The sequence below is a fragment of the Rhizobium sp. NZLR11 genome, assembly GCF_019685115.1.
Lineage (GTDB): Bacteria > Pseudomonadota > Alphaproteobacteria > Rhizobiales > Rhizobiaceae > Rhizobium.
In genome coordinates this window covers 138,642-165,073 of the sequence record NZ_JABDWD010000006.1, presented here as the reverse complement: position 1 = coordinate 165,073, position 26,432 = coordinate 138,642, and the positions used below count along the sequence as shown (strand labels likewise).

General features: G+C 61.2%; 18 protein-coding genes. 3 read left to right on the top strand and 15 right to left on the bottom strand.

All coding sequences use genetic code 11. The annotated features are described in order from the left end of the window. Positions 1-97: 97 nt before the first annotated feature. From HJB83_RS12820 to HJB83_RS12765, 12 genes are all read right to left on the bottom strand, one after another. Positions 98-8,617: a GH36-type glycosyl hydrolase domain-containing protein gene (locus HJB83_RS12820; protein ID WP_221131621.1), complete on the bottom strand. Its 8,520-nt coding sequence runs from the start codon at positions 8,615-8,617 to the stop codon at positions 98-100. A gap of 565 nt (positions 8,618-9,182) precedes the next feature. Then, the gene (locus HJB83_RS12815; RefSeq protein WP_007632282.1) at positions 9,183-9,347 is read right to left on the bottom strand and encodes a hypothetical protein; all 165 of its coding nucleotides are present in this window, start codon (positions 9,345-9,347) and stop codon (positions 9,183-9,185) included. 143 nt (positions 9,348-9,490) lie between these two features. Beyond that, complete coding sequence (locus HJB83_RS12810) at positions 9,491-9,679, bottom strand: hypothetical protein (protein ID WP_207582246.1); 189 nt, start codon at positions 9,677-9,679, stop codon at positions 9,491-9,493. A 162-nt stretch (positions 9,680-9,841) separates the two neighbouring features. Then, positions 9,842-10,591 (bottom strand): ABC transporter ATP-binding protein, encoded by a 750-nt coding sequence (locus tag HJB83_RS12805; RefSeq protein ID WP_221131620.1) that lies wholly within the window; start codon positions 10,589-10,591, stop codon positions 9,842-9,844. Further along, positions 10,588-11,421 (bottom strand): ABC transporter ATP-binding protein, encoded by an 834-nt coding sequence (locus HJB83_RS12800; protein WP_221131619.1) that lies wholly within the window; start codon positions 11,419-11,421, stop codon positions 10,588-10,590. Before HJB83_RS12800 ends, HJB83_RS12805 begins: the two co-directional genes overlap by 4 nt. Further along, on the bottom strand, positions 11,418-12,353 hold the full coding sequence (locus tag HJB83_RS12795; protein ID WP_221131618.1) for an ABC transporter permease: 936 nt from the start codon (positions 12,351-12,353) through the stop codon (positions 11,418-11,420). Before HJB83_RS12795 ends, HJB83_RS12800 begins: the two co-directional genes overlap by 4 nt. Continuing rightward, complete coding sequence (locus HJB83_RS12790) at positions 12,350-13,417, bottom strand: ABC transporter permease (RefSeq protein ID WP_221131617.1); 1,068 nt, start codon at positions 13,415-13,417, stop codon at positions 12,350-12,352. The genes HJB83_RS12795 and HJB83_RS12790 overlap by 4 nt, the downstream gene beginning before the upstream one ends. Positions 13,418-13,435: 18 nt before the next feature. After that, positions 13,436-15,079 carry an ABC transporter substrate-binding protein gene (locus HJB83_RS12785; protein WP_221131616.1) on the bottom strand — a complete coding sequence of 548 codons (1,644 nt, stop codon included), beginning with the start codon at positions 15,077-15,079 and terminating at the stop codon, positions 13,436-13,438. Between the two features lie 38 nt (positions 15,080-15,117). Continuing rightward, positions 15,118-16,176: a dipeptidase gene (locus HJB83_RS12780; protein ID WP_207582252.1), complete on the bottom strand. Its 1,059-nt coding sequence runs from the start codon at positions 16,174-16,176 to the stop codon at positions 15,118-15,120. Between the two features lie 157 nt (positions 16,177-16,333). Further along, positions 16,334-17,359 (bottom strand): ABC transporter permease, encoded by a 1,026-nt coding sequence (locus tag HJB83_RS12775; protein WP_221115416.1) that lies wholly within the window; start codon positions 17,357-17,359, stop codon positions 16,334-16,336. 34 nt (positions 17,360-17,393) lie between these two features. Further along, positions 17,394-18,935 (bottom strand): sugar ABC transporter ATP-binding protein, encoded by a 1,542-nt coding sequence (locus tag HJB83_RS12770; protein WP_221115414.1) that lies wholly within the window; start codon positions 18,933-18,935, stop codon positions 17,394-17,396. Positions 18,936-19,003: 68 nt separating this feature from the next. Continuing rightward, positions 19,004-19,933: a sugar ABC transporter substrate-binding protein gene (locus HJB83_RS12765; protein ID WP_221131615.1), complete on the bottom strand. Its 930-nt coding sequence runs from the start codon at positions 19,931-19,933 to the stop codon at positions 19,004-19,006. A 373-nt stretch (positions 19,934-20,306) separates the two neighbouring features. Between HJB83_RS12765 and HJB83_RS12760 the strand changes: the two genes are divergently transcribed. Further along, complete coding sequence (locus HJB83_RS12760) at positions 20,307-20,804, top strand: DUF1993 family protein (RefSeq protein ID WP_221115412.1); 498 nt, start codon at positions 20,307-20,309, stop codon at positions 20,802-20,804. Between the two features lie 60 nt (positions 20,805-20,864). Here HJB83_RS12760 and HJB83_RS12755 read toward each other — a convergent pair whose 3' ends face one another. Next, positions 20,865-22,460, bottom strand: coding sequence for an alkaline phosphatase family protein (locus tag HJB83_RS12755; RefSeq protein WP_221131614.1), 1,596 nt, complete (start codon positions 22,458-22,460; stop codon positions 20,865-20,867). Beyond that, entirely contained in the window at positions 22,438-23,421 is a 984-nt protein-coding gene (gene galE, locus HJB83_RS12750; protein ID WP_207582258.1) for a UDP-glucose 4-epimerase GalE, read from the bottom strand. Before galE ends, HJB83_RS12755 begins: the two co-directional genes overlap by 23 nt. Positions 23,422-23,668: 247 nt before the next feature. Here galE and HJB83_RS12745 point away from each other — a divergent pair, with 247 nt between their 5' ends. After that, positions 23,669-24,313: a ThuA domain-containing protein gene (locus HJB83_RS12745; RefSeq protein ID WP_221131613.1), complete on the top strand. Its 645-nt coding sequence runs from the start codon at positions 23,669-23,671 to the stop codon at positions 24,311-24,313. A 192-nt stretch (positions 24,314-24,505) separates the two neighbouring features. Here HJB83_RS12745 and HJB83_RS12740 read toward each other — a convergent pair whose 3' ends face one another. Then, positions 24,506-24,760: a DUF2934 domain-containing protein gene (locus HJB83_RS12740; RefSeq protein ID WP_207582260.1), complete on the bottom strand. Its 255-nt coding sequence runs from the start codon at positions 24,758-24,760 to the stop codon at positions 24,506-24,508. A gap of 201 nt (positions 24,761-24,961) precedes the next feature. Here HJB83_RS12740 and HJB83_RS12735 point away from each other — a divergent pair, with 201 nt between their 5' ends. Continuing rightward, positions 24,962-26,398: a DUF6880 family protein gene (locus tag HJB83_RS12735; protein ID WP_221131612.1), complete on the top strand. Its 1,437-nt coding sequence runs from the start codon at positions 24,962-24,964 to the stop codon at positions 26,396-26,398. The last annotated feature ends 34 nt before the right edge of the window (positions 26,399-26,432 follow it).

Here is a 26,432-nt window from a genome sequence, read left to right as displayed (position 1 = left end):
TGTCTCCTTGTCATCCGATTTGCAAACGCGACGGCGGCCAAAAGGGTTCCCTTTTGGCCGCCGCGAATCGCCGTGTTTTTCAGCGTGGAGAACGCTGTTATCCGAGCGGATATCCCTCTTCGGGATCGGTGATTTCGCAGCCGTTGATCGTCAGAGTGTAGCCGCTGTCATTGGACGCTTTTGAGACCGAAATGCGGTATTTGCCGCCGCCCTGCTCCACCTCTGCCGCAAAACCGTCCCATTCCGACGGGAGCGACGGCCGCACATAGAGCCGGCCGCGCTTCAGCCGGATGCCGAGGATGCCTTCGACGGCGGCGCGGTAGAGCCAGCCGGCGGAGCCGGTATACCAGGTCCAGCCGCCGCGCGACGTATAGGGCTCATGGCCGTAGACGTCGGCAGCCACGACATAGGGTTCGACCCGGTATTGCTCCGCCGAAGCCTTGTCGAGCGCGTGGGTGATCGGGTTGAGAATCTGGAAGCAACGGAAGGCATCATCGCCCCGCTTCAGCTCCGCCAACGCCATCACCACCCAGGTTGCGGCGTGGGTATATTGTCCGCCGTTTTCGCGCACCCCCGGCGGATAGGCTTTGATATAGCCGGGATCCCTGGCGGAATTGACAAAAGGCGGCGTGAACAGCCGGATGATCCGGGCATCCTCGTCGACCAGCTGGTCGAGCACAGCGTCCATCGCTGTGACGGCGCGGGCCGGATCACCCTCGCCCGACAGCACGCTCCATGACTGCGCAATCGAATCGATCCGGCATTCCGGGCTTTCCCTGGAGCCGAGCAGCGCACCGTCGTCGAATGTGCCGCGGCGATAGTAGCCGCCATCCCAGGCCGCAGTTTCGAGCGCCTTCTTCAGCTCGATCAGATGCGCCGACCAGCGCTCTATGCGGGCCGTGTCGCCGCGCTCTTCGGCATAGGGAATAAAGGAGCGCAATGCGCCCGCCAAGAACCAGCCGAGCCAGACGCTGGTGCCGCGCCCGCCGACGCCGACGCGGTTCATCCCGTCGTTCCAGTCGCCGCCAAGGAACAGCGGCAGGCCGTTTGCCCCCTTGCGGGCGATGGCGAGATCGAGCGCCAGCGCCGCGTGCTCGTAGACGCTCGCCTTGTCCTCGGAAATCTCCGGCCTGTAGAAGGAGTCGTGCTGGCCTTCGAGCAGAGCCGGCCCTTCCAGGAAGGCGATCTGCTCGTCGAGCACGCTCCTATCGCCGGTGACGCTGCAATAATGATGGATCGCGTAAGCGAGCCAGACGACGTCGTCCGAGATCAACGTGCGCACGCCCGCACCCGTTCCGGGCAGCCACCAATGCTGCACGTCGCCTTCGCGGAATTGGCGTGACGCGGCATTGAGGATCTGCCCGCGGGCGAGGGAGGGTTCGTGCAGCACGAAGGCCAGCGTGTCCTGCAGCTGATCGCGGAAGCCGAAGGCGCCGCTTGCCTGGTAGAAGGCCGTGCGGGCCATGATGCGGCAGCCGAGGCTCTGATAGGGCAACCAGGTGTTGACGAGATTATTCATTCCACGATCTGGCGTCGATATCTGCAGCCTGCCGGTAAAATCCCGCCAGAAGGTTCGGTTCGCCTCGACGGCATCGTCGAACGAGGCCTTGCGGATCTCGGCGATGACGCTGCGCGCTTCTTCCTCCGTCGGCGTATCGCCGAGGAAGAAGGTGAAGTCGCGCTCCTCACCGGCGCCGAGCTCGATGTCGATCGCAAGCGCTGCGGCCGGATCACCGTCGAGGTCGGCCGTGCTGGAAAGGGCGGCGGCCGAGGTAACGGCCTGCGGCGCGTTGATCGTTCCCGCCTTGCCGACAAATTCGCGCCGGCTTGCCGAGAAGCTCGAAAGGGCCTCGCTCGCCGCGAAGAAGGCGGTGCGGCTGGAATAATCGATGCTGTAGGGATTGGTGGCAAACAGCGCCCCAGTCTCCTCGTCATATCTAGACAGGATGAACGGTGCCGTGCGTGCCGCATTGCTGCCGAGGATCCATTCGACATAACCGTAGAGACGCAGCTTGCGGCTGGTCGAACCGGTGTTGCGCAAGCGCAGGCGCTGCAGTTTAACCGGCCTTTCGCGGTCGATCGTCTGCGTCAGCTCGAGGGCGATATCGTTCTGAATGCTGGAAAAGACCGAATAGCCGAGCCCGTGGCGGGTTTCGAAGCGGATGTCCGGCCGGCGGGAAAGCGCTGCGAACGGCGTCATGACGGCACCGCTGTCGAGATCGGTCAAATAGAACGCCTCGCCGGAACGGTTGACCACCGCATCGTTCGACCAGCAGGTCAGCTGATAGTCGCGCGAATTGGCGCTCCAGGTGAAGCCGGAGCCCTCAGCCGATACGTGGAAGCCGAACCTGTCATTGGAGATGACATTGATCCACGGCTGCGGCGTCGCGTGACCTCCGGGCAGCCGAACGACATATTCGCGTCCATCGCGGGCAAAACCGCCAATACCGTTCCAGAAGTCGAGATCGCCTTCCTCCTCGATGACGACGGCGGGCACGACAGGCGGCGGCACCGGCGCAACACGCTTGACCGGGGCCTTGTTGCGCTCGGCCCGTTCCATCTCCTGCAGCTCCTCCTTGGAGGGCGCAAACAGCGCCACGGCGCGGCTGATCTGGTCGACCACCTTGCCGTTCTTCGTATGCAGCGTGACGCGGGAAGCCGCAATCAGCGCGTGATAGGTGCTCTCCTCCATCAGGTCCTTGCGAACCGCAAAGATATGCTGGCGCAAGCCGTCGGCCTGGCCCATGCGGCGCACGTTTTCGCACATTGCGTCGAGCGCGTGCTGCATATCCTGCGCGTAGGAAGAGGCGCGTTCGTTCATGATGACGAGATCGGCGGTGACGCCGCGCGAACGCAGATATTCCTGCGCCAGCAGCGCCTCGCGGGCGATCTCGAGATCCATGTCGTCGTTGATGCGCAGCGTGAAGATCGGGAAGTCGCCGGAGATCGCCAGCGGCCAAAGCGCCGATTGCGACTGCAGGCCGGCCTCGACGGTCGCCTCGTCCTTGCGCAGCTGCATGTCGGGATAGACGAGGTAGCGTCCGAGATGCTGGAAGGCCGCTGCCTGCTGCGAGGTAACGCCGACATGGCGCATCTGCACCTGCGTGCGTGTCCAGGCTTGTACCAACTCGTGGTTGAAGGCGTCGGGATGACGGTAGCGATTGACCGCCTTGTCGACTTCGTCGCGGTTTGGCGCAGCGATCGTCCAGAAGATCACGCTGACTTTCTTGCCGGCCGGCACGCGGACGGTGCGACGCAGCGACATCACCGCATCGAGCATGAAGCCGTCGCTGCCGGAAAGCGTAGCGCCCGGATCGAAGGCTGCCGCATCGGCAAGGCTGCGGCCACGGCCGATGAATTTGCGCCGGTCGGTCTCGAATTCCGTGTGGCGGGTGTCGCCGGCATTGTCGACGATCAAGTGGGCGATGCTGATGTTCGGTTCGTTCGGATCGCGCTTGTTGCGTTCGGCGCGGATGACGTCGCCGCGCTTGCCGATCTCGGTCTTGACGAACATCCGGGCAAATGCCGGATGCGCATTGTCGGTATCGTCGGAGGTGATCACCGGTTCGAGATAGGAGGTGACTTCGATGAAACGGTCTTCCCCACCCATGTTGAGCAGGGTGACGCGGCGGGCCTCGGCATCATGCTCGGTCGCAATAATGCACTCTACCTCGCTTGTGAGGTCGCCGACCGTCTTGGTGAACTGCGCCTTCTCGTCGGCGAATTCGACCTTGATCTTTTCGCCTTCGACGCCCTTCGGCTCCGAGGTCGTCGACCACCATTCATTCGTGGCCGTATCGCGCAGGAAGATGAAGCTGCCCCAGCGGTCTTCGGTCGGATCGGCTTTCCAGCGGGAAACGGAGAGGCCGTTCCAGCGGGAATAACCGGCGCCCGTAGCCGTCAGCATCAGCGAATAATGGCCGTTCGACAAGAACACGAGTTCGCGATCACGCGAAGCCGGATCGCTGATCTTCCTGATCTCCGGCCGCAGCAGGTCGTCCTGGATGCTGGCCGGCGTGTCGGATTCATGCTTGCCGCTCATCACCGGAATGTCGCGCGGCGCCTTTTCCTGCAGCAAAAGCTCCGCTGCCTCGATGACCGGATCGGCATGGAAGAGCTCGCGCAGATGACCATTGAAGGCGACGTTGGCGACGGCGGCGATCGACATGCCGTGATGGTGGGCATAATAATTATAGACCACAGCGCATTTTTTGCCTTCCGGCACGCGCGTCGGCGTGAAGTCGACGGCATCGTGGAAGCCGAACTTGCCGAGCGCACCGACCTTGCGCAGCCTCTGCAGATTTTCGAGCGCGGCCGGCGGGTCGTACTGGCTGGCGAGCAGCGATGCATAAGGCGCAATGACGGCATTGTGGCCGAGGCCGCGCTTCAGGCCGAGCGTCGGCACGCCGAAATTCGTGTACTGATAATTGAGATTATGGTCGCGGGCATTGAAGGCCGCTTCCGAAATGCCCCACGGAATTCCGAGCTTGCGGGCGTAATTCATCTGTTCGACGACGACCAGATTGTTGGTCTGGTTGAGAATCCCTCCGCCGCGCTCCTGCATGACCAGCGGCGGCATCAGATACTCGAACATCGAGCCGGACCAGGAGACCAGCGCGCCGCGCGACCCCACAGGAACGACCTGGCGGCCGAGGCGATACCAGTGCTCCGTTGGCAGATCGCCCTTGGCAATGCCGAACAGGCTGGTCAGGCGACATTCCGAGGCGAGAAGATCGTAGCAGGCCTGGTCGAGTTCACCGCTTTCGACGCGGTAGCCGATCGACAGCAGGCGCCGCTCGGGCCGGAACAGGAAGCCGAAATCCATCGAGAACGCCAGATCTCGGGCTTTGTCGCGCAGTGCCACCAGGCGCGGCCTCAGCGCATCGACTTTGGAAAGGTCGAAGGTGCTGTCGGAAATATGCGCCTCACAGACCTTCACCAGGGAGGCCGCCCATTGGGTGACCTCTTCGCTCTGCTTCGACTTGACCTCATGGTCGAGATTGGCGGCGAGCTTCTCGATGTCGCGGGCGAGAACGGCGAGATTGATGATGCGGATCGAGGCGAATTCATGCTCGCGCTTGACGGCGGCAAGCGCATTCTGGAAGCCGACGATGCGTTCCTCCAGGCGCCGGCGCAGCGGCCGCACGGTCTTGCGGTCGTCGGGCAGGTCGGCCAGCACTTCACCGAGAATGCCGGCTGTGTCGCCGACGCCGTCGAGGTTGCCCTGCATATGAGCGGACGGCGCCTCGGCCCAGTTGCGGCAGGCCGACGAAATGGCGATCAGATGGCCGGCGAGATTGCCGCTGTCGACGGCCGAGACATAACGCGGCCCAAGCGTCTGCAGCGTATCGGTGTGATACCAGTTGAACAGATGGCCGCGGAATTTCTCCATTCTGTCGATCGTCGAAATCGTCTGCTCCAGCCGCTCGAGCGTCTCCTCGAAGGAGAACCAGCCGAATTGCCGGCCGGAAACGACCGAGAGCAAATAGACGCCGATATTGGTCGGCGAGGTGCGCGCCGCAACAATCACATGCGGCGTTTCCTGGATATTGTCCGGCGGCAGATAGTTCTGCTCGGCCGTGGTGAAGGTCTCGAAATAACGCCAGGTGCGTCGGGCGATCTTGCGCAGTTCGCTCGACACCGAATCGGCGACCTCGAGCCGGTCCTCGGTCTCTGCCGACTGGCTGACATACCAGGCGACGACAGGCGACAGGATCCACAACAGCGCGAAGGGAATGCCGACGACGAAGGCGCTGCCGCCGGGGAGGGCTGCAAACCCAAGCGCCAGCAGCGCCAGCGCCGGTGCGTGCCACATCCCTTTGTAATAGGAGATCAGCGTTCCCTGGCCGCTGGCGTGAACGCTGGCGGCGGTCCGCCACTGCAGCATCAGCTTGCGGCTGACCAAGAGGCGGTAGAGCGAGCGGCCGATCGCATCGGCCATCATGGCGGCCGAATCGGCGATGAAGACGATACGCAGTGCAACCTGCGCATTGGCGGCCGTGATATCGGACCAGACCGTATAGAGGTGGGCGCGGGCGATGATATCGCTGGTGCGCGGAATGATGCCGTTGATCAGCGACAGCGTCGGCGCGACGAAGAGGCAGAAGATCAGCAGAATCTGCCAGATCAGTGCGCCGAGCGGGCTCATGAAATACCAGCCGAGCACGGAGGCGAAGAACCAGGCGATCGGCGTCAGCGAGCGGCGCAGATTGTCGAACATCTTCCAGCGGCCGAGTGCCGTGACACCGTATTTCGGATTGAACATATAGGGCAGCAGCTGCCAGTCGCCACGCGCCCAGCGATGCTGACGCGAGGTCTCGACCTCGTAGCGGATCGGGAAATCCTCAACCAGTTCGAGATCGGTGACGAGGGCGCAACGCGCCATCGAGCCTTCGAGAAGATCGTGGCTGAGCACGGAGTTCTCATCGATCCGACCCCTCAGCGACGCCTCGAAGGCATCGACATGATAAAGGCCCTTGCCGGTGAAGGTGCCCTCGCCGGCCAGATCCTGATAGACGTCGGAAACGGTGAAGACGTAAGGATCGAGGCCGCGGTTGATCGAAAAGACGCGCTGGAAGACCGATGCGTCCTTGCCCGTCGTCAGCGACGGGGTGACGCGCGGCTGCAGCACGCCATAGCCGCTTTCGACACGGCCGGTTTTCGGATTGATGACCGGCCGGTTGATCGGATGATAGAGCTTGCCGACGAGCTTGGTGACGGCATCGCGCATCAGGCGCGTATCGGCATCGAGCGTCATCACATATTGCACCTTGGCCGGCACGGTGTTGGCGCCGGGCAGATAGGTGGTGTCGCGGTCGCCGCGCAGCAGCATGTTCAGCTCGTGCAGCTTGCCACGTTTGCGCTCCCAACCCATCCAGACGCCTTCGGAGGGATTGTAGAGACGGCGGCGATGCAACAGATAGAAACGCGTCTTGCCGTCATAGGCATAGCGGGCGGAAAGATTGGCGATCTCGCGCCGGGCATAATCGAGAACCTCGAGATCGGCGGGCGTTTCCTCGGCCTCGCTGTCCGGCCAATCGCTGAGCAGCGCGAAATAGAGCTCACCGCGCGGATTGGCAAGATAATGAACCTCAAGATTGCGCACGTGGTCGTCGACGCTGTCACGGTTCGAGATCAGGCAGGGCACGACGAGCAATGTGCGCGCATCCTCCGGAATGCCTTCCTTGAACTCGTATCCGACGAGGCGCGCCGGCGTCACGAAGAAGGACAGCACGGTGTTGAAGAGACCCGTCGCCCCTTCCGACGCCGGCACTGAGAACATGATCAGCAGCAGGGCGATTTCGATCGCCCCCATGCCGGCATTCGCCATGAACCGGCCGACGATCGCCATGGCGATGATCATCAGCAGCATGACGGGCACGGCAATTGCCAGCCAGTTGAACCGACGCACGGCGCGCACGAAATGCTGGATGATCGTCGGGCGATAATTCGCCCGCGCCTCCAGCTTCGGCCGCTGCGCGCCGGACAGGAAACCGCCGACATTCGGTTCATGCGGCTGCGGCTCGTCGGAGGCCTTGGCAGCAGCCGTCATGTCGAGCGCCAGCTGGGCGATTTCCATTTCCGTCAGCGGCGAGCGTTTGGCCAGCTTTTCGATCTGTTTGCGATATTTGTTGCGCGAGCCGGAATCGAGGATGCCGTAATCGGAATGCTCCCAGAGCAGTTTGTCGACATGGCTTACCTGCTCGACCCAGACCGACCATTCGGCATCGTCGATCTCGCGAAGGCTGCGGATGATGTTGCCCATCGTCACGTTGCCGGAAGAAAGGCGGCTGTGTTCGGCCGTCGTCGTCTCTTCGCTGTTGCGGCCGAGTTCTTCCAGCCGCTCGTCGAGCCAGGTGATGGCGAGACTCGACGTCTGCGAGCCGTCACGAAGGCGATAGAGGAACTGTGTCGAGAAAGTATTGTCCTCGGCAAGCGGTTCCAGCGTCTTCAGGTAGGCCGCCGCCCCGGCCGGATCGGTCAGCCGCACCAATTCGTCGGCCGCCTCGTTGGCGCGGCGGCGCAGGCGGCGGCTGGCTTCGACGCGGCTGGAAATGCGGCGAAGGTTTTCCACGAGCACGTAGCGCACGAGCGAAGGCAATGCCCAGAGTTCGCCGATCCTCAGCGTCTCGCTGGCCTGAAAACCGTCGACCAGCGCCGTCAGGCTTTCCTGCGAGATCGTGCTATGGGTATGGGCGACGTAGAGCCAGGCAAGCACGAGGGTGCGCGGCACCTCGACACCGCCGACGACCATGGTCGGCAATTCGCGATAGAAGCGGCGGGGGAAGTCGCGCCGCACCTCCTGGATCGCCTCTTCGACGATATAATGATTGTCCAGCAACCATTCTGCCGCCGGCGTGATCGTCTCGCCTGCTTCGACGTCGGTCGCCGTGGTCCGGTAGACGCGCAGAATTTCCTTCTCGTTTTCCTTATGGCGCGCGAAGAAATCGAATGGGGCGAAAGCCGGCAGCTGGTCGACGCCGTTGCGGGCGACCGCATCGCCCATCGCCTTGATGTCCTCGATGGCAAGATAGGTCGAGCGGATCGAATCGTTATGATCGATCTGCTTAATCTCGGGTTCGCGCGGAAGGCTCGGAGAAAGATTGGAAATAGACATGGGTTCGGTTCTGGATCCAAACGAAGTTATGGCTGTTTTGCGCAGCCTTTTGCACTGCTTATCATGACTGCTACATGAACGGAGCCCCATTCTTCAAAGATCGATGAAGCCGGGGTGAACGACACTTGGGCCAAGCTATGCAACGGGCTGAGCTCTGGCAAAGGACGCGGCCCGACGGGTATTGGGACCATCGATACCTCTCCGCGAAAGCCATGTCGAAAATTTGGACAGTATCGAAATAATTCAAGTCAAAAAGCACCGGCCACCCTCAGCGAGCTGATCTGGGCGGTAGGCACAAAAATGCCGGCACTAAGGTGCCGGCAGGCAGGAACTCATCGATTCCGGTCGCACCAACAAGGTCGATGCGGCCGTTTTCGATGAATGAAAGAAGGACGGAAGAATGATGATGGGATCGGCTTCGATCAACCAGAGCAAGATGCCCCCTTATGGCAACTCGCCTTTGACATTCGAGTGTCGGGAGAACGCCGAATGAGATGTTCCGGAATTCAATAAGGGCGAAAACCGCCCGCAGCTGCCGGCATCACCGGCGCCTGCCATTTGCCGATTACCCGACGACCCCGCAAACCATGGCGACGACGAACAGGAATGCCGCGGTGAAGATCGCTCCATGAAGCAGCGTCTGAAGCCTATGGCGCGTGGTGAGCACCTTCTTGGCCGGGATGGAACCATACTGGTTCACGTGAGCATGCGAAATACCCAGATCTGCCATATGTCGCCTCCGTTGTTTTCGTGCGGCCGGTTGTGCGGCTCGCGTTGATATTCGTATTTTCTCTATCAAGTAGGTAGAGATAAAATTCCGTCCAGAGCGAACGGAGGAGAAAATTCAACCAGTCCTTTTAGCAGCCCGCCATTTTAGCAGAGTACGCGCCATGCCCAGATCAACGAGCGCTCGACGGCGTTCTCGCTTTGCGGCGAATTGGAAGACGTGTCGATCAGCCGGCGGTCCTTTTCCGCGGGAAGAGATACCGAAATCTGTTCCCTGCGATCGGCTTTGACCGGAGGATCTAGGTAGCCCATGGTCATCCCGCCGAGAAAGAACATGCCTCAACCTCCATCGATCACGAAAGCTAACAATCGTTAACAGGATCATGACAGAAGCAGGGCAGCTGTCAATAGTCTAGTTGAATGGTCGTCTTTTAGGGAAGTCTTATCCTTAACGCCGACCCTGACCCCTTCTTTTCAACGGGTTGAAAAGATTGTCTTTCAGGCTTTGACAAACCCCTTGCTGGCGATCATCAAATTTTTCGTGTAGTCCTCCCGAACCGCGCCGCTTGCCAGTTCTTCCGAACTCAACCGTTCGACGACAGCGCCGTTGCGCATCACGGCCAACCTTTCGCACATATGGGTGATGACGCCGAGATCGTGGCTCACCATCACGAATGTCAACTTGCGGTCGCGTCGGATCTGCTCCAAGAGATTCAGCACCTCGGCCTGCACCGAGGCGTCGAGCGCCGAGGTCGGCTCGTCGAGCAGCAGGATCGACGGTTCGACGATCAATGCCCGAGCAATCGCCACACGCTGCCGCTGGCCGCCGGAGAGCTGGTGCGGGTAGCGGAAACGGAAGCCGTTGCCAAGGCCGACCTCGTCGAGCGCGCGGGCGATACGCGCCTCGCCGTCGTCGATGCCGTGAATCGCCAGCGGCTCGAGCAGGAGCCGGTCGATCGTCTGGCGCGGATGTAGCGAACCATACGGGTCCTGGAAGACCATTTGCACGCGGCGGTAGAAGATTTTACTGCGTTTCGAGCCCTTCAACGCTTCGCCGTCGATGTTGATCGCCCCGTCGCTGATCGGCGCCAGCCCGGCCACGGCCCTCAGCAAAGTCGATTTTCCCGAGCCGGACTCGCCGACGAGACCGAAGGATTCGCCGCGCTCGACCGTGACGCTGACATCCTTCAGCGCGTGGAATTGATCGTAGACGACGCTGAGATTTTCGGCCTCAAGAGCGGCGCTCATGCCGCCCACTCCGGCCTGCGATCGAGCACCGGCAGCGGATGACGGCTCTGGCCGATCTCGGGCATACAATTCAGCAATCCCTTCGTATAGGGATGCTGCGCATGTTTGAGATCGGCGGCCGCGAGCTCCTCGACGATCTTTCCGGCATACATGACGATGACCCGGTCGCAGAAGGACGAGACCAACCTCAGATCGTGGGAAACGAAGATCAGCCCCATGCCGCGCTCCGCCACCAGCCTGTCCATGATTCTCAGCACGTCGAGCTGCACCGTCACGTCGAGCGCCGAGGTCGGCTCATCGGCAATCAGCAATTCAGGCCCGGCAATCAGCATCATGGCGATCATCGCCCGCTGCCCCATGCCGCCCGAAACCTCGTGCGGATGCAGGTCGAAGACACGTTTCGGATCGCGGATCTGCACCGCTTCCAGCATGGCGAGCGCGCGCTCGCGCGCCTCCGCCTTGCCGACCCTCTCATGAGTACGCAGCGTTTCGCAGATCTGCCGCCCGATGGTCATGACCGGATCGAGCGAATATTTCGGATCCTGCAGGATCATGGCGATGCGCTTGCCGCGCAGCCTGCGTCTTTCGCCGGCGGAAGCCTCGATCAGGTCGATGCCGTTGAAATCCAGCCGGTCGGCCGTGACGCTAGCGTGTTTCGGCGTCAGCCCCATGATCGCCCTGCCGGTCTGCGATTTGCCGGAACCGGATTCGCCGACGATGCCGAGCCTTTCCTTGCCGAGCGTGAAGGAGACGCCGCGCACGGCCTCGATCACGCCGGTGCGCGTGGGGTAGCTGACCTTGAGCTTGTCCACGGTCAGAAGTGTCGTCATTGGCCGCTCTCCTTCGGATCGAGTGCGTCGCGCAGGCCGTCGCCGAGCAGATTGAAGCCGAGGCTGACGATGAGGATGGCGATGCCGGGCATCGCCGCGACCCACCATTGATCGAGGATGAAGCGGCGTCCCGAGGCGATCATCGCCCCCCATTCCGGCAGCGGCGGCTGCGCCCCGAGGCCGAGAAAGCCGAGACCGGCGGCGGTCAGGATGATGCCCGCCATGTCGAGCGTCACGCGCACGATCAGCGAGGAAATGCAGAGCGGCATGACATGGCGCAGGATGATGCGGAACGGCGAGGCGCCCATCAGCTTCACCGCCGAGATATAATCGGACCGCCGGACCGTCAGCGTCTCGGCGCGGGCGATGCGGGCATAGGGCGGCCAGGATGTGATGGCGATGGCGATGATCGCGTTCTGGATGCCGGGACCGAGCGCGGCAACGAAGGCGAGCGCCAGCACCAGCTTCGGAAAGGCAAGGAAAATATCGGTGATGCGCATCAGCGTCGCATCGACCCAGCCTCCGGCATAACCCGATACCGTGCCGACGATCAGACCGATCGGCGCCGAGATGACCGCGACGAGCACGATGACGAACAGCGTCAATCGCGATCCATAAATCAGCCGCGAATAGATGTCGCGGCCCTGGTCATCAGTGCCGAGCAGGAATTCCCCCGTTCCGGGCGGCACCAGACGGGCGTTGCGCAGATCGCCAACGACGGGATTGTGCGTGGCGAGCAAATCGGCAAAAGCGGCGATGAAAAGCAGCGCGATGATGATCAGCAGGCCGACGACGGCGAGCCGGTTGGCCGTGAACTGCCGCCAGGTGATGTAGGCGCGGCCGAGCCGTGCCTGCATGCGCGATTGCGGCCGGTCGGAAAGCAGCCATTCGCGGCGGCTCATCGGCTGGGATGGGCTGGCGGGAACCGTCATCGGTTTCGCGTCCTCGGGTCGAGTGTCCGGTAGAGAAGATCGGACAGAAGGTTGATGCCGATGAAGACCGTGCCGATGACGATCGTCCCGCCGAGCACGGCATTCATGTCGGCGTTCTGCAGCGAATTGGTGATGTAGAGCCCGATGCCCGGCCAGGAAAAGACGGTCTCGGTCAGCACTGATCCTTCGAGCAGGCCGGCATAGGAAAGCGCGATGACGGTGACCAACGGCACGGCGGCATTGCGCAGCGCATGGCCCCAGATCACCCGCGTTTCCGAAAGCCCCTTGGCACGCGCGGCAACGATATATTCCTGGGAAAGCTCGTTCAGCATGAAGCTGCGCGTCATGCGGCTGATATAGGCGAGCGAGAAATAGCCGAGCAGCGATGCAGGCAGGATGATGTGGCGGAAGACATCGTAAAACACATCCCATTGCCCCTGCCAGGCACTGTCCAGCAGATACAAGCCTGTGATCGGCGTGAACGTGTATTCGAAGACGATGTCGATGCGGCCGGGAAACGCCACCCAGCGCAGCCGCGCATAGAAGATGACGAGCGAAATCAGCGCCAGCCAGAAGATCGGCACCGAATAACCGATCAGGCCGACGACGCGCACGACCTGGTCGGCGATGCTGCCGCGCCGCACGGCGGCGAGAACGCCGAGCGGCACGCCGACGAAGGCGCCGATGAGCGTTCCGAGTGTCGCGAGCTCGATGGTTGCCGGCAGGACACGGCGGATATCGACCATGACCGGATTGGTCGTCAGCACCGAATTACCGAAATCGCCGGACAGTATGCCTTTGATATAGATGAAAAACTGCTGATAGAGCGGCAGGTTGAAGCCCATCTCCTGGCGCACGCGCTCGACGACATGGGCGGGGGCGCGATCGCCGAGAATGGCGAGCACGGGATCGATCGGCACAACGCGGCCGATGAAGAAGGTGACGGCCAGAAGGCCGAAATAGGTGGTGACGGCGGCAAACAGGAACCGCCCCAGCGCCTTTGCGAAGGCGCCGGCACGGCCCTTTCGGGGCCGCGCCGCCTGTGTCGTTTCGACGGTGCTCAAGCGGCCAATCCTGCCGGACTATTCCTTGGCGATCGGACCGACGAAATTGGTGTCGAAGCTCGGACCCAGCTTGAAGTCCTTCACGCTTTTGCGGTAGCCGGCCACCTCGGTCTGCTGGAAGATGAAGACAAAGGGGCTGTTTTCAAGATATTTCTTCTGGATATCCTGATATATGGCGGCGCGCTTTGCAGCGTCGCGTTCCAGAAGCGCTGCCTTGGCTTGCTTGTCGAGTTCCGGCGCTTCCCAGGTATTGCGCCATGCGAGCGTCTTCACCGTGCCGGCATCGGAATTGTCGGGATTGCCGGTAAAGGTATCGGCATTGGAATTCGGGTCGAAATAGTCCGACCCCCATTGGCCGATATACATGTCGTGAGTGCGGGCGCGGTATTTGGTCAGCGTCTGCTTGCCGTCGCCCGGAATGATTTCCATCTTCACGCCGGCCTGCGCCAGCGTCTGCTGCATGGATTCGGCGATACCGGTCACCGGCTGAGTGTTGCGCACGTCCATGGTGATCGAGAAACCGTCCGGTACGCCTGCCTTGGCGAGCAGTTCCTTGGCCTTGGCGACATCGAGCTTGTAGGGATTTTCGTCGAGCGCGCCGAGCTGGCCCTTCGGCAGGAAGGTCTGATGGATTTCGCCGATTCCCTTGATCAAGGTTGCGCCGATCGCATCATAGTCGACCAGATACTTGAAGGCTTCCTGGACTTCCGGCTTCTTCAGATTCTCGTTCTTGTTGTTCAGGCTGACATAATAGATCGTGCCCTTCGGCGCACTCGTCGTTGCGAGGTCGGCATTCTTCGAAACGGCGTCGATGTCGCCAGGCTCGAGGTTGCGGGCGATATCGATGTCGCCGGCTTCGAGCGCCAGCCGCTGCGCAGCGCTTTCCTTCATATAGCGGTAGATGACGCGGTTGAGCTTTGCCTTGTCGCCGTAATAATTGTCGTTGCGTTCCAGAACGACCACTTCATTGGCGCGCCATTCGCGCAGCTTATAGGCGCCGGAGCCGGCATAGCCGGTCTTCAGCCACTCATTGCCGAAATCGCTGTCGTATTTGTGCTCGGCATCGGGCGTCACCGCCTTCACATGCTCCATCACCAGCTTCTTGTCGACGACGGAAGCGACCGTTGCCGTCAGGCAGTTGAGCACGAAGCTCGGCGCATAGGCCTTGTCGACGGTGAAGACGAAGGTGCCGGCATCGGCCGCCTTGGCTTTTTCCGTGACATTGTCGCCGGTCAAGCCGAATTGCGTGAGGATGAAGGCCGGGCTTTTGTCGAGCTTGACGGCGCGCTCGAACGACCAGGCGACGTCTTCGGCGGTGATCGGGTTGCCAGAGGCAAATTTCAGCCCCGATTTCAGCTTGAACGTATAGGTCAGACCGTCATCGGAAACATTCCAGCTGTCGGCCAGATCGCCCTTCACCTTGGACGTGTCGTCCATATCGAGACGGACGAGCAGGCTGTAGCTGTTGGTGGTAACTTCGGCGGTCGACAGCTCGAACGCCTCGCCCGGATCCATCGTGATGATGTCATCGATGGCGAAACCCTCGACCAGCGTATCCTTGGGCGTCTCGGCGAAGGCGGCGGGTGCTGCCATCATCAGCAGCGAAAGTGCGGCACCGGCGGAAAGCAGTCGGAAATTGCGGCTGAGCTTGGTGATCATCATGGTCTGTTCCCCTTGTTTTTTGATTGGATAGGAAAGGCTTAGGCACGGTCCTCCCGCCAAGCCTTTGCCAGAATGCGAAGCCAGTTTTCACGGGCGAGTTTGGTCAGGTCAGCCTCAGCATAACCAACCTCCCTGAGAGCGGCAATCAGCTTCTGATTGCCGGCTGCATCGCCGATTTCCTCAGGAATGGTGGCGCCGTCGAAGTCCGATCCGAGGCCCACGCAGTCGATGCCGATGCGGTTCACCAGATAGTCGATGTGGCGGATCATGTCGGCAAGCGGCGTATCGCCGTCCGAACGCCCATCGGGACGCAGCATGGCGGTGGCATAGTTGATGCCGACGAGCCCGCGGCTTTCGCGGATTGCATCGAGCTGCCTGTCCGTCAGATTGCGCGCGACCGGCGTCAGCGCATGGGCGTTGGAATGGCTGGCGACCAGCGGCTGGTCCGTCGTCTTCGCTATGTCCCAGAACCCCTTCTCGGTGATATGGGCAAGATCAATCAGGATACCGAGGCGATTGCATTCCCTCACCAAAGCGAAACCGGCGTCGGTCAGGCCGGGTGCCGTGTCCGGCGACATCGGAAAGGCGAAGGGCACGCCGTAGCCGAAGACATTGTGCCGGCTCCAGACTGGCCCGAGCGACCGCAGCCCTGCCGCATAAAACACTTCAAGCGCCGAAAGATCGGCGCCGATCGCCTCGCAGCCTTCCATGTGTAGGACGGCGGCGAAAATATCGTCGACCATGGCGCCGCGGATATCCTTCACCGTCCGGCAGAGCCGCCAAGCACCCGCCTGGTCGAGCCGCAGCGCGATCGCCGCCATTTCATTGGCAATGGCAAGGGAAGGCAGCGGATCAAGAGGGGCCGCCATCGGCGTGATGTAACGGCCATCGGCATCAGGATCGGCGAAGACGAGATCGCCCGAGGGAATATAGATGGCGCAGAGACCGCCCGAAAGTCCGCCCTTTTTGGCCCGGTGCGCATCGATATGGCCGACGGTCGTGCCGTCTGCGAATTCCGCAATCGGGTCGCTACCGTCTTTTGAATGTGTCCAAAGTCGAAGGAGAACGTCGTTGTGACCGTCAAATACGAATTGCATCTATCTTCCTGCGCTGCCCGATCGGGCGAGAATGAAGACCAGAATAGAAAAGCTGACGGAATTCGCCACCTCTTTTTTATAAATTCCGTCTTCACGCGCCAAAAACGGAACGGGGGCCGAAGCCCCCGCAAAAACCATCGGATCGCATCATCTGAGATCAGTGCTTGCGGCGCTTCTTCTGTCTGTAGACGTCGATGACCACAGCCGCGACGATGATCAGACCCTTGACGATCTCCTGGTAATAGGCGTCGATCCTGAGGAAGGTGAAGCCGGAGGTCATGACGCCGAGGATGATGGTGCCGATGACCGTGCCGGTGATGCGCCCGACGCCGCCGGTGAGCGAGGTGCCGCCGATGACGGTCGCGGCGATCGCATCGAGTTCATAGCCGACGCCCATGCTTGCCTGTGCGGTTTCCGCGCGTGCCGCCGTGACGATACCGGCAAGGCCGGCAAGCAATCCGGCAATCACATAGACCTTGACGAGATGCGCCTCGATATTGATGCCGGAAACGCGCGCCGCCTGCGGGTTGGCGCCGATGGCATAGGTGAACTTTCCATAGCGGGTGTAGCGCAGCGCGATGTGAAAGATCAGCGCAACGACCAGGAAGACGACGACCGGCCAGGCTTTGGTTCCGATGAAGTGAAACTGCTCGGTGATCCCGGAAACCGGCTGTCCCTTCGTATACCACTTCGCGACACCGCGGGCCGAAACGAACATGCCGAGCGTTGCGATGAACGGCGGGATTTTCGTGTAGGCGATAAGCGCGCCGTTCGCCAGACCCGCCGCCGCCCCGATCAGCAGGCCGACGAGGATGGGCACGACAGCCGGCAAGTCAGTCAGCGAGGGGAAGACGGCCCGCCCCCAGGTCGACGACTGGGCGAAACTTGTCGCGATCATCGCCGTCATGCCGACGACCGAGCCCGAGGAAAGATCGATGCCGCCGGTGATGATGACCTGCGTGACGCCGACGGCGATGATGCCGATGACGGAGACCTGCAGGATCATGATCGTCAGGCGCTGCGAATTCATCAGGAAGCTTTGGCCGATGAACATCCAGCCGAGCGCTTCATAGATGAGCGCGATGCCGACGAGCACCAGGAAAATGCTCAGCTCGGTCGGTAAACGCCGCCGCCTTTGCCGGGTTGCGAGCGGAGCCGCTCCCTCTGCTGCCTTGGTAGTCATGTCAAACCTCCCTTGGGCGATCGCAGGCCACGCATCACTGCGCGGCCAGCTCCATCACCTTGATCTGCGTTGCTTCATCGCGATTGAGGAACCCGGTCACGCGCCCCTCATGCATGACCATAATGCGGTCGCTCATCCCGAGAACCTCAGGCATCTCGGACGAAATCATGATGACTGCGACGCCGTTTCGCGCCATCTCGGTGACCAGCCGGTGGATTTCCGCCTTGGCGCCGACATCGATGCCACGCGTCGGCTCGTCGAGAATGAGGATCCGCGGATTGGTCAGCAGCCAGCGCCCGATCAGCACCTTCTGCTGATTGCCGCCCGAAAGATTTTCCACCCGCTCGTAAAGGTTAGGCGTTTTCACCCGGAGTTTTTTTGCCATGTCTTCGCAGGTCGCCTCGAGCGCCCCCTGCTGCACGAAGCCGCCCTTGACGTATCTGTCCTGGAGCACGGCGATCTGCATGTTCTCGAGAATATCGAGGATCAGCAGACAGCCGGTGTCCTTGCGGTCTTCGGTGAGGAACGCCATCTGGTGGCGGATGGCCTCGGTCGGCGAAGAAATCGTCACCGGCTTGCCGTAGAGTTCGATCGAGCCGGAGCTCGCCGGCGTCACCCCGAACAGCGTTTCGGCGACATTCGACCGCCCGGAGCCGACAAGGCCGGCCACACCGAGTATTTCGCCGGCTCTCACATCGAAGGAGACGTCGCGAAACACCCCCTTGAGACAGAGATCCTTGACGGAGAGCATGACCTCGCCGATCGGCACCTCTTCCTTGGGAAACATCTGGGTGATCTCGCGCCCGACCATCATGCGGATGATGTCGTCGCGGGTAACATCGGTCGAGGCATGCGTGCCGATATATCGGCCGTCACGGAAAACGGAGAACTCGTCGGCGATCTCGAAAAGCTCGTTCATCTTGTGGGTGATGTAGACGATGCCGATGCCCTGGGCCCTGAGGTCGCGGATGATGCGGAAAAGATGCTCGACCTCGCGCTCGGTCAGCGCCGAGGTCGGCTCGTCCATGATCAGCACGTCGGAATTATAGGAGACCGCCTTGGCGATCTCGACCATCTGCCGGTTGGCGACCGAGAGGTGCCGGACCTCGATATCGGGATCGATCGCGATATTGAGCCGGGTAAACAGCTCTTCGGTCATGCGATGCATCACGCCGTGATCGATGAAGCCGAAGCGGTTCTTCGGTTCGCGGCGGATCCAGATATTTTCTGCGACCGTCATGAACGGCATCAGGTTCAGTTCCTGATGGATCATGGCAATGCCGTTCTCCAGCGCGTCGAGCGGAGATTTCAGCTGGATCTCGATCCCTTTCAGGCGAATATCGCCCTTGTCGGGGATGTAGATGCCGGCGAGGATCTTCATCAGCGTCGATTTGCCGGCGCCGTTTTCGCCCATCAGCGCATGCACCGAGGCGCGCTTCAGCCGGAACTGCACGTCATCGAGTGCAACGACACCGGGAAATTCCTTGCGAACGCCCTCGGCGCTCAAGAGATATTCCGCATTGGGAACTGCACCGCTCGCACGCACGGCGGCCATGGTTGTCGGGCTGACGGCCATATCATCTCCTCCGGATACGGACAGGCGGAAAGGATGCGGGCTTTGCCCGCATCCTGTTGGCACTCGTCTCAGTTCTTGGTGACGAAGTCCTTGACGTTGGCAGGCGTGACGAGCTGGAAGGGAATATAGACCTTCTTGTCGATCTTTTCGCCCTTGGCGAGCTTCAGCGCCGCATCGAGCGAGCCCTTGCCCTGGCCGGCGGCATCCTGGAACACGGTGACGTCGAGATCACCTGCCTGCATGGCGGCAAGCGCGTCCTGCGTGGCGTCAACGCCGCCGACGACGACCTTGGTCATGTCCTTGCCGGCCGCCTTCAGCGCCTGGATGGCGCCGATCGCCATTTCATCGTTGTTGGAGATGACGGCGTCGAATTCGATGCCGCTGGAGAGCCAGTTGGCCATCAGGTCGGCGCCCTGGGTGCGATCCCAGTTCGCGGTCTGCTCTTCGACGATCACCAGACCCTTGCATTCATCGGTCTTGATGACGTCATGGACGTCCTGGGTGCGCATGCGCGCAGCCTGGTTGGAAAGCTCGCCCATCATGACGATGGCCTTGCCCTTGCCGCCGAGGATACGGCAGACTTCCTTGGTTTCCAGCGTGCCGGATTCCTGCTCGTTCGAGGCGACGAAGGCCTGCTTTTCCGGCAGCGTATCGACATTGACCGGCTGGCGGTTGACGTAAACCAGCGGGATGCCGGCATCGGCGGCGAGCTTCGACATCGCCGTGGTCGCATCGGTATCGACAGGGTTGACGATGATTGCATCGACCTTGGAGGCGATGAAATTCTGGATCTGGCTCTGCTGCTTGGAAACGTCGTTCTGCGCGTCTTCGACCTGCAGCGTCACACCGCTCAGCGTCTTTGCATAATCGGTCATGCCGTTGCGCAGAACGGTCAGAAAGTTGTCGTCGAATTTCGCCATCGAAACGCCGACGGTTTCTGCGTGAGCGGCCGTCGACATGACGAGCGCCATCGCAGTGCCCAGGATAAACTTTTTCATTTTCACTTCCTCCACAAAGCGGTGCCCGGCTGCACCCTCCTCACGCCGGAGCTCCGGGCATTGCCCTGGAGCCGCAATTTTCTCGCCGCCTCTCCCGCGGTGTCCCGTGTAAAACGGAACAAACAAACCGTAAAATTTGCTCTTCGGAATATTCATTCCATTTTCTGGGAACGACGTCAAGCCTCTTTCGCGGCGACGAGATATAGATGAAGGCGCAATGCCGCGGACGTCACCATCAGCGCCCGCATTGCCTCTGTTGTGAAAGACCAACGCCGCCTCCATCTATGGAAGGCTCGAAGACAAGACCGCGGCCGCAGGCGTCTTCGATATCCTCGACGCGGCCGGTCATTTAAAGATTTTGGAGACAGGACAAATGTCCATTTCGATCTATCGCCTCACCGTTCCGATGTTCCAGCGCGGCCTCGCCAGCCTGAAAACCTATCTCGACAAGGCCGAAGCCTACGCAGAGGAAAAGAAAATCGATCCCGCCATCTTGGTCGCCGCGCGCCTTGCGCCCGATATGCTGCCGCTCTCCGGCCAGTATCAGCGCGCCAGCGACAGCGCCAAATTCACCCTCGCCCGGCTGACCGCCACAGACGCCCCGAAGTTCGAGGACAATGAGAAGACGTTCGATGAGCTGCGCGAACGGCTGGCAAAGACCGAAGCCTATCTCGCCAGCTTCTCCCAGGAGGCGCTGGAGGGCACGGAAACGCGTGAAATCACCCTGCCGGGCAAGAGCGGCATCGTGCTTCCGGGCGATGAATATGTCACCGCCTTCGCCCTCCCGAATTTCTATTTCCACGTCACCACCGCCCACGCCATCCTGCGCAACCAGGGTGCGCCGATCGGCAAGCGCGATTATCTCGGGTAAAGCACATAACCCCGAAATCGGAATCGATTTTCGGAAAGGATTATGTGCCACTTCAAAGCGTTAGAGCCAGGGCCGGCGCGTCACCGGCCCTTTTTCCGTCAGCTCGGTATAGGCAAGTGTCTGATCCAGATGCCGCGCCCTCAGCGACAACAGCTTTTCGGCGTACTCAAGCCGGATCGCCGCATAGGCGGGATCGCCGGCGATATTGTCGAGCTCCATCGGATCGTCGCGAAGATTGAAGAGTAGCGGCGGCAAGGCGGCAAAATGCACATATTTGAACTGCGCATCGCGGATCACCGCGAGATTGCATTCGTTCGGCTTGAGCCCGAAATGCCGCTCCGCCTCGCCCTCGGCGATATCGCGGAAATCGAATTCCCAGAATGCCGCGTCCCGCCAACCCGACCCGCTCCCGCCGTTGACGAACGGCATCAGCGACCGACCGTCGAGCCCGTTCTTTGCGTCGATGCCAAGCCTTTGGCAAAGTGTCGGAAAAATATCCGCAGCAGTGGTGAAATTGTCGACGACCCCGCCCGCGGCACTGCTTGCGGGATCGCGGATCACAAGCGGAATATGGTAGCTGCCGTCGAAGAAACCGCCCTTCCCCAGCGTCCAGTGATCGCCCGCCATCTCGGCATGATCCGAGGTGAAGACAATAAGCGTATCGTCCCAGGCGCCCGCATCCGTCAGGGCCTGCCAGATCCGGCCGAGCTGAGCATCGACCTCAGCTATCATGCCGTAATAGATCGCCCGGATTGCGGCAAAATCCTCGCCGTTCCAGTCGCTGAGCGGCCCCGTTGCGCCGTGGATGAAATTGCCCTTGCCGGTGCGCGGCATGGCATAGGCGAGGTAGCGATGACTTGTCTCTTCCGCTTCGCGATTGACGGCGCGCGCAAAAGCCGGCCCCTCGCCCGGCTTGAACATTCGGTTGAACGGCTCCGGCACGGAAAAGGGTGGGTGCGGACGGAGGAACGAGATATGCGCAAACCATGGCCGATCCTGTTCACCCAGCCAGCGAACGAACTCGCCGGCCAGGAAGGCGGTCTGAGTCTCTCCGCTGGAATAGGCTGGCGCCGCATCGGAAATGTCGCCGGCTCGCGCACCGACGGGAATATGGATGTCGCGGCTGACGGCATTCGCATGGGCGCGGGACCTGAGCCAGGAGAGCCATTGTCTTTCATGCTCGGGCAGAAGCTGGCGTGAGGTAAAGCCCGGCAGCACGCCTTCATAACTCGTCAGATGCGGATCATGAGCATCCATGCCGCGCGGATCCGGCGCCGTGTCGGTATAGCCGAACAGCGTCGGATCGTATCCCGCCCGCCGGGCCGCCAGCGCCAGATTGTCGAAGCGGGCATCGAGCGGTGAACCGTTGCGGCAGACCCGGTGGTTCATCTGGTAAAGGCCGGTATAGAGCGTGGCGCGCGCCGGCGAGCAGGGTGCGGCCCCGGCATAATGCCGCCGGAAGAGCGTGCCTTCCCGCGCCAAGGCATCGACATTTGGCGTTTTCACGCAAGGGTGACCGACAGAAGACAGGCAGTCGCCGCGCCACTGGTCCGCCGTGATCAGCAGGATGTTCGGCCGGCGGGCTTTCTTGATGCTGGCTGGCTCAATGCTGTCCGGCTCAATGCCGGCTGGCTCAATGCTGGTTGGTTTTTGCATGCCAGTTCCAGGCGGAGCGGATGATCTGACTGAGATCATACTGCGGCACCCAGCCGAGCACGTCGCGCGCCTTGTCGTTGTTGGCGACCAGCGTATGCGAATCGCCTTCGCGCCGGCCGATATACTCGACAGGGAAAGGCCTGTTCGACACGTCCTCGATCGCGCCGAGCAATTCCCTGACCGTCGTTCCGGTGCCGGTGCCGAGGTTGAGCGCAACGGATTGGCCGCCCTTCAGCAAATATTCGACGGCGCGCACATGCGCATCGGCAAGATCCAGCACGTGGATATAGTCGCGCACGCAGGTGCCGTCGCGGGTCTCGTAATCGCTGCCGAACACCTTGAAGCCCTGGCGGCGGCCAAGTGCCGCGTCGATCGCCAGCGGTATCGCATGCGTCTCAGGCTGGTGCCACTCGCCGATCCGGCCTTCGAAATCGGCACCGGCCGCATTGAAATAGCGCAGCACCACCGAGCGCAGGCTTCTGTATTGATCGTAGTCGGCAAGCGCCTGCTCGACGATATATTTCGTCCGCCCGTAGGGATTGATCGGCACCTGCCGGTGGGTTTCGTCGAGCGGCACGCTCTGTGGCAGACCGTAGGTCGCGCAGGTGGAGGAGAAGACGAAGGCGTTGATGCCGGCCGCCTGCGCCGCCGACAACAGCGTCAAAGTGCCGACCACATTGTTTTCGTAGAAGGAGACCGGATCTTTCACCGATTCGCCGACCTCGATCAGCGCCGCAAAATGCAGGATCGCCGCCGGCTTGTGCTTGGCCAGCACCTCATCCAGCCGGGCGCGATCGCGAATATCGCCTTCCTCGGCCGGCCCCCATTTGACGAACTCGCGGTGGCCGTTCGAAAAATTATCGAAGACGACAGGCTTATAGCCCTTGTTCGCCAGATCGAGGCACGTATGCGAGCCGATATAGCCGGCGCCGCCGACGACAAGAACCGTTTCCCCTGCCATGCACCACCCTTATTATTAGAAAAAGACGAAAGAAGCCTAGACGAGATAGACGTCAATAAAAAGAAGGAATTGCGATAAGCGTGAACGGACAATACGTCAAATGCCGAAGCCGGCGCGACCCGTGCGATTTGCGCCAGACCGGCGGCATTCAGAATTATTCGCGTGATTTGCATAAGTGCCCGATCTAAGGGGCTTGCACCGCCATGTGATGATCAACGTCCGCGGCCATCAGCCAGGGAGAGCGCGAATGAGGAAGGCATTGGTCGTTTGGGGCGGCTGGCAGGGCCATGAGCCGGAGCAATGCGCTCATATCGTCGCCGACCTGCTGCGCGAGGACGATTTTGCGATCGAGGTCACCGGCGATCTCGGCATATTCGGGTCTCCGACGCTGGCGAAGCTCGATCTGCTGGTGCCGATCATCACCGGCGAAACGCTCGAAAAACCCCATGCGAGCGCCTTGGTCGAGGCGGTGCGCGGCGGGCTCGGGCTTGCCGGCCATCACGGCGCGCTGGCCACATCCTTCAAGGAAAGCGCTCCTTTCCGCTATGTCTCCGGCGTCACCTGGGTCGCCCATCCCGGCAACATCATCGACTTCCGCGTCGCCGTTACCCGCCAGGACGATCCAGTCATGGAGGGCATTCCAGATTTCGACTACCGTTCGGAGCAATATTATCTGCACTATGATCCGACAGTCGAAATCCTGGCGGCCACCACCTTCACCGGCGCCTACGATCCGGCCGCCCGCAATGTCGTGATGCCCGTCGCCTTCAAACGCCATTTCGGTGCCGGCCGCATCTTCTATTCCGCTCTCGGCCATGTCGCCGCCGAATTCGACCATCCCTATATGCCCCTCATCCTGCGCCGCGGCCTCGGCTGGGCCGCCCGCCAGTAGATTTGGGAAGGGTCGCGCGTCACGGATGGTGACGGGCGATGTCAACCAAGTCCACGCCTTGAGGGTGGCCGATCTCGGCAACGCTTTCGGTATTCCTCGATGCCGGCTTCATTGAAGTGGCAAGACGTCTGACCGATCGTCCGCCTGGAATGCCGCTGAATATTTCGACAACCCGGGAAATTGTAATACGGCCTAACGGACCGCTTTCAGCTGCCGATCGTTGTCGACTGCGGGATCCGCCTCGTCAAAGATCCGCATCAGCCGCCCGGCTGCCTTCAGCTTCTCGATGAGATCGTTTCCATCCGGCGAGGCCTTCGTCAGCTCCAGCTGCTCGAACTCCCTCAGCGCCTGCGCCCAATGACTTTCCCCACGCCCATCCGGCCTGCCTTCTGCTTCCCACAATGAATAAGCGCGCTGGCTGACCCAGGCGTCTCTATTATGACTCATGACTAACCCCAGCGGAAAATTTGGAAGCAATATTCGACAGCCAACAAGGTGCCAAAACCGGCTTTAGGAGTCGTTACGAGGCAGCGTTAGTTTTTAGATAATACCTAGGTACCAAGGGATTATCCCCTTGCACACACTTCCAGACCTTGGCCTCGCATCGCCGCCGGGATAGGGTCATCGCAGAAACGACAGCGATGACCGATGGCAGCCAAGACAACACTCAATGCGAAGAATCTCGAACCTCTCGGCGCGCAGCGCCTTGCCGAACTGCTGATCGAAATCAGTACGGGCAGCGCCGCCCACAAGCGACGGCTTCGAATGGAGCTTGCCGGCAATCACGGCAGCGTCGAGATCGCACGGGAGGTGCGAAAGCGGCTTGCCAGCATTGCCCGGGCTCGCACCTTCATCAACTGGCACAAAGTGAAGGCGCTGAAGAGCGACCTGGAAACCCAGCGCAAGACGATCACGGAGAGCGTTGCCGCCGATAATCCCGAGGAGGCCTTCGAGCTGATCTGGCAGTTCCTCGCCCTGGCGGATTCGATTTTCGAGAGATCCAACGCCGGCAGCGAGTCGCTCATCCAAAGCTTTCGGCAGGCTTGCGAGGATGCCGGCGCCATCGCGGCATCCGCAAAGATCGAGATCGACGTCCTGGCCGACAAGGTGTTCAGAGCCGTGCAGGACGATGGCTACGGTCTGTACGAAAACCTGATTGCAGCGATGACGCCAGCCCTCGGTCATGATGGCCTCGATCGCTTGAAAGATCTTCTTGTCCAATGGGCCAAGGAACCGGAAGACAAACCGGCGGAGGACAAGCGCGAGGTCATCGGCTGGGGCAGCGCAGGCTCGGTTTACGAGGATGAGATCTACGCCACGAGCCGGGAATTGACGGTGCGCATTGCCCTGCAGGAGATTGCCGATGCCCAGGGGGATGTCGATGCCTACATCGCTCAGCAACCCGCGGAAACACGCAGCACGCCGATTGTAGCGGCCGAAATCGCCGATCGTCTGCTCACCGCCGGGCGGGCGAAAGAAGCGCTTGCGGTGTTGGGTGAGGTCGATACGAGAAGCTTGGCCGATATCCCGCTCGAATGGCAGCTTGCTCACGTCGCGACGCTTGAGGCCCTGGGGCGCGCAGAGGAGGCGCAGGCCTATCGATGGACGTGTTTCGAGCAATCGCTGCATCACCAGCATCTCAAGGCCTTCCTCAAGCGACTGCCGGATTTCGACGATCTCGAGGCCGAGGAGGAGGCATTCGCCCATGCCCAGGCTTTCCCGGATATCCACCGGGCGCTGGCGTTTTTCCTGAATTGGCCGGCACCTGCCGAGGCAGCGAAACTGGTGATCAGGCGAAAGGCGGAACTGGACGGCGATCTCTATGAGCTGATGCCGCCGGCTGCCGAGGTTCTGGCGGAGAAACATCCGCTCGCGGCAACCTTCGTCTTGCGCTCCATGATCGATTTCACTCTCGATAGCGGCCGGTCCAGCCGCTATAAATACGCGGCGAGGCATCTTGCCGACTGCGCATCCTTTGCCCCTCATATCGACAATTTCGGCAACGCCAAATCCCATGACGCCTATGTCACAGACCTGAAGCGTCGGCACGGCAAGAAACATGGCTTCTGGAGCCTGCTGACCTAAGTCGCTCGGGATAGCTTATCTTTCGGAGAGGAAT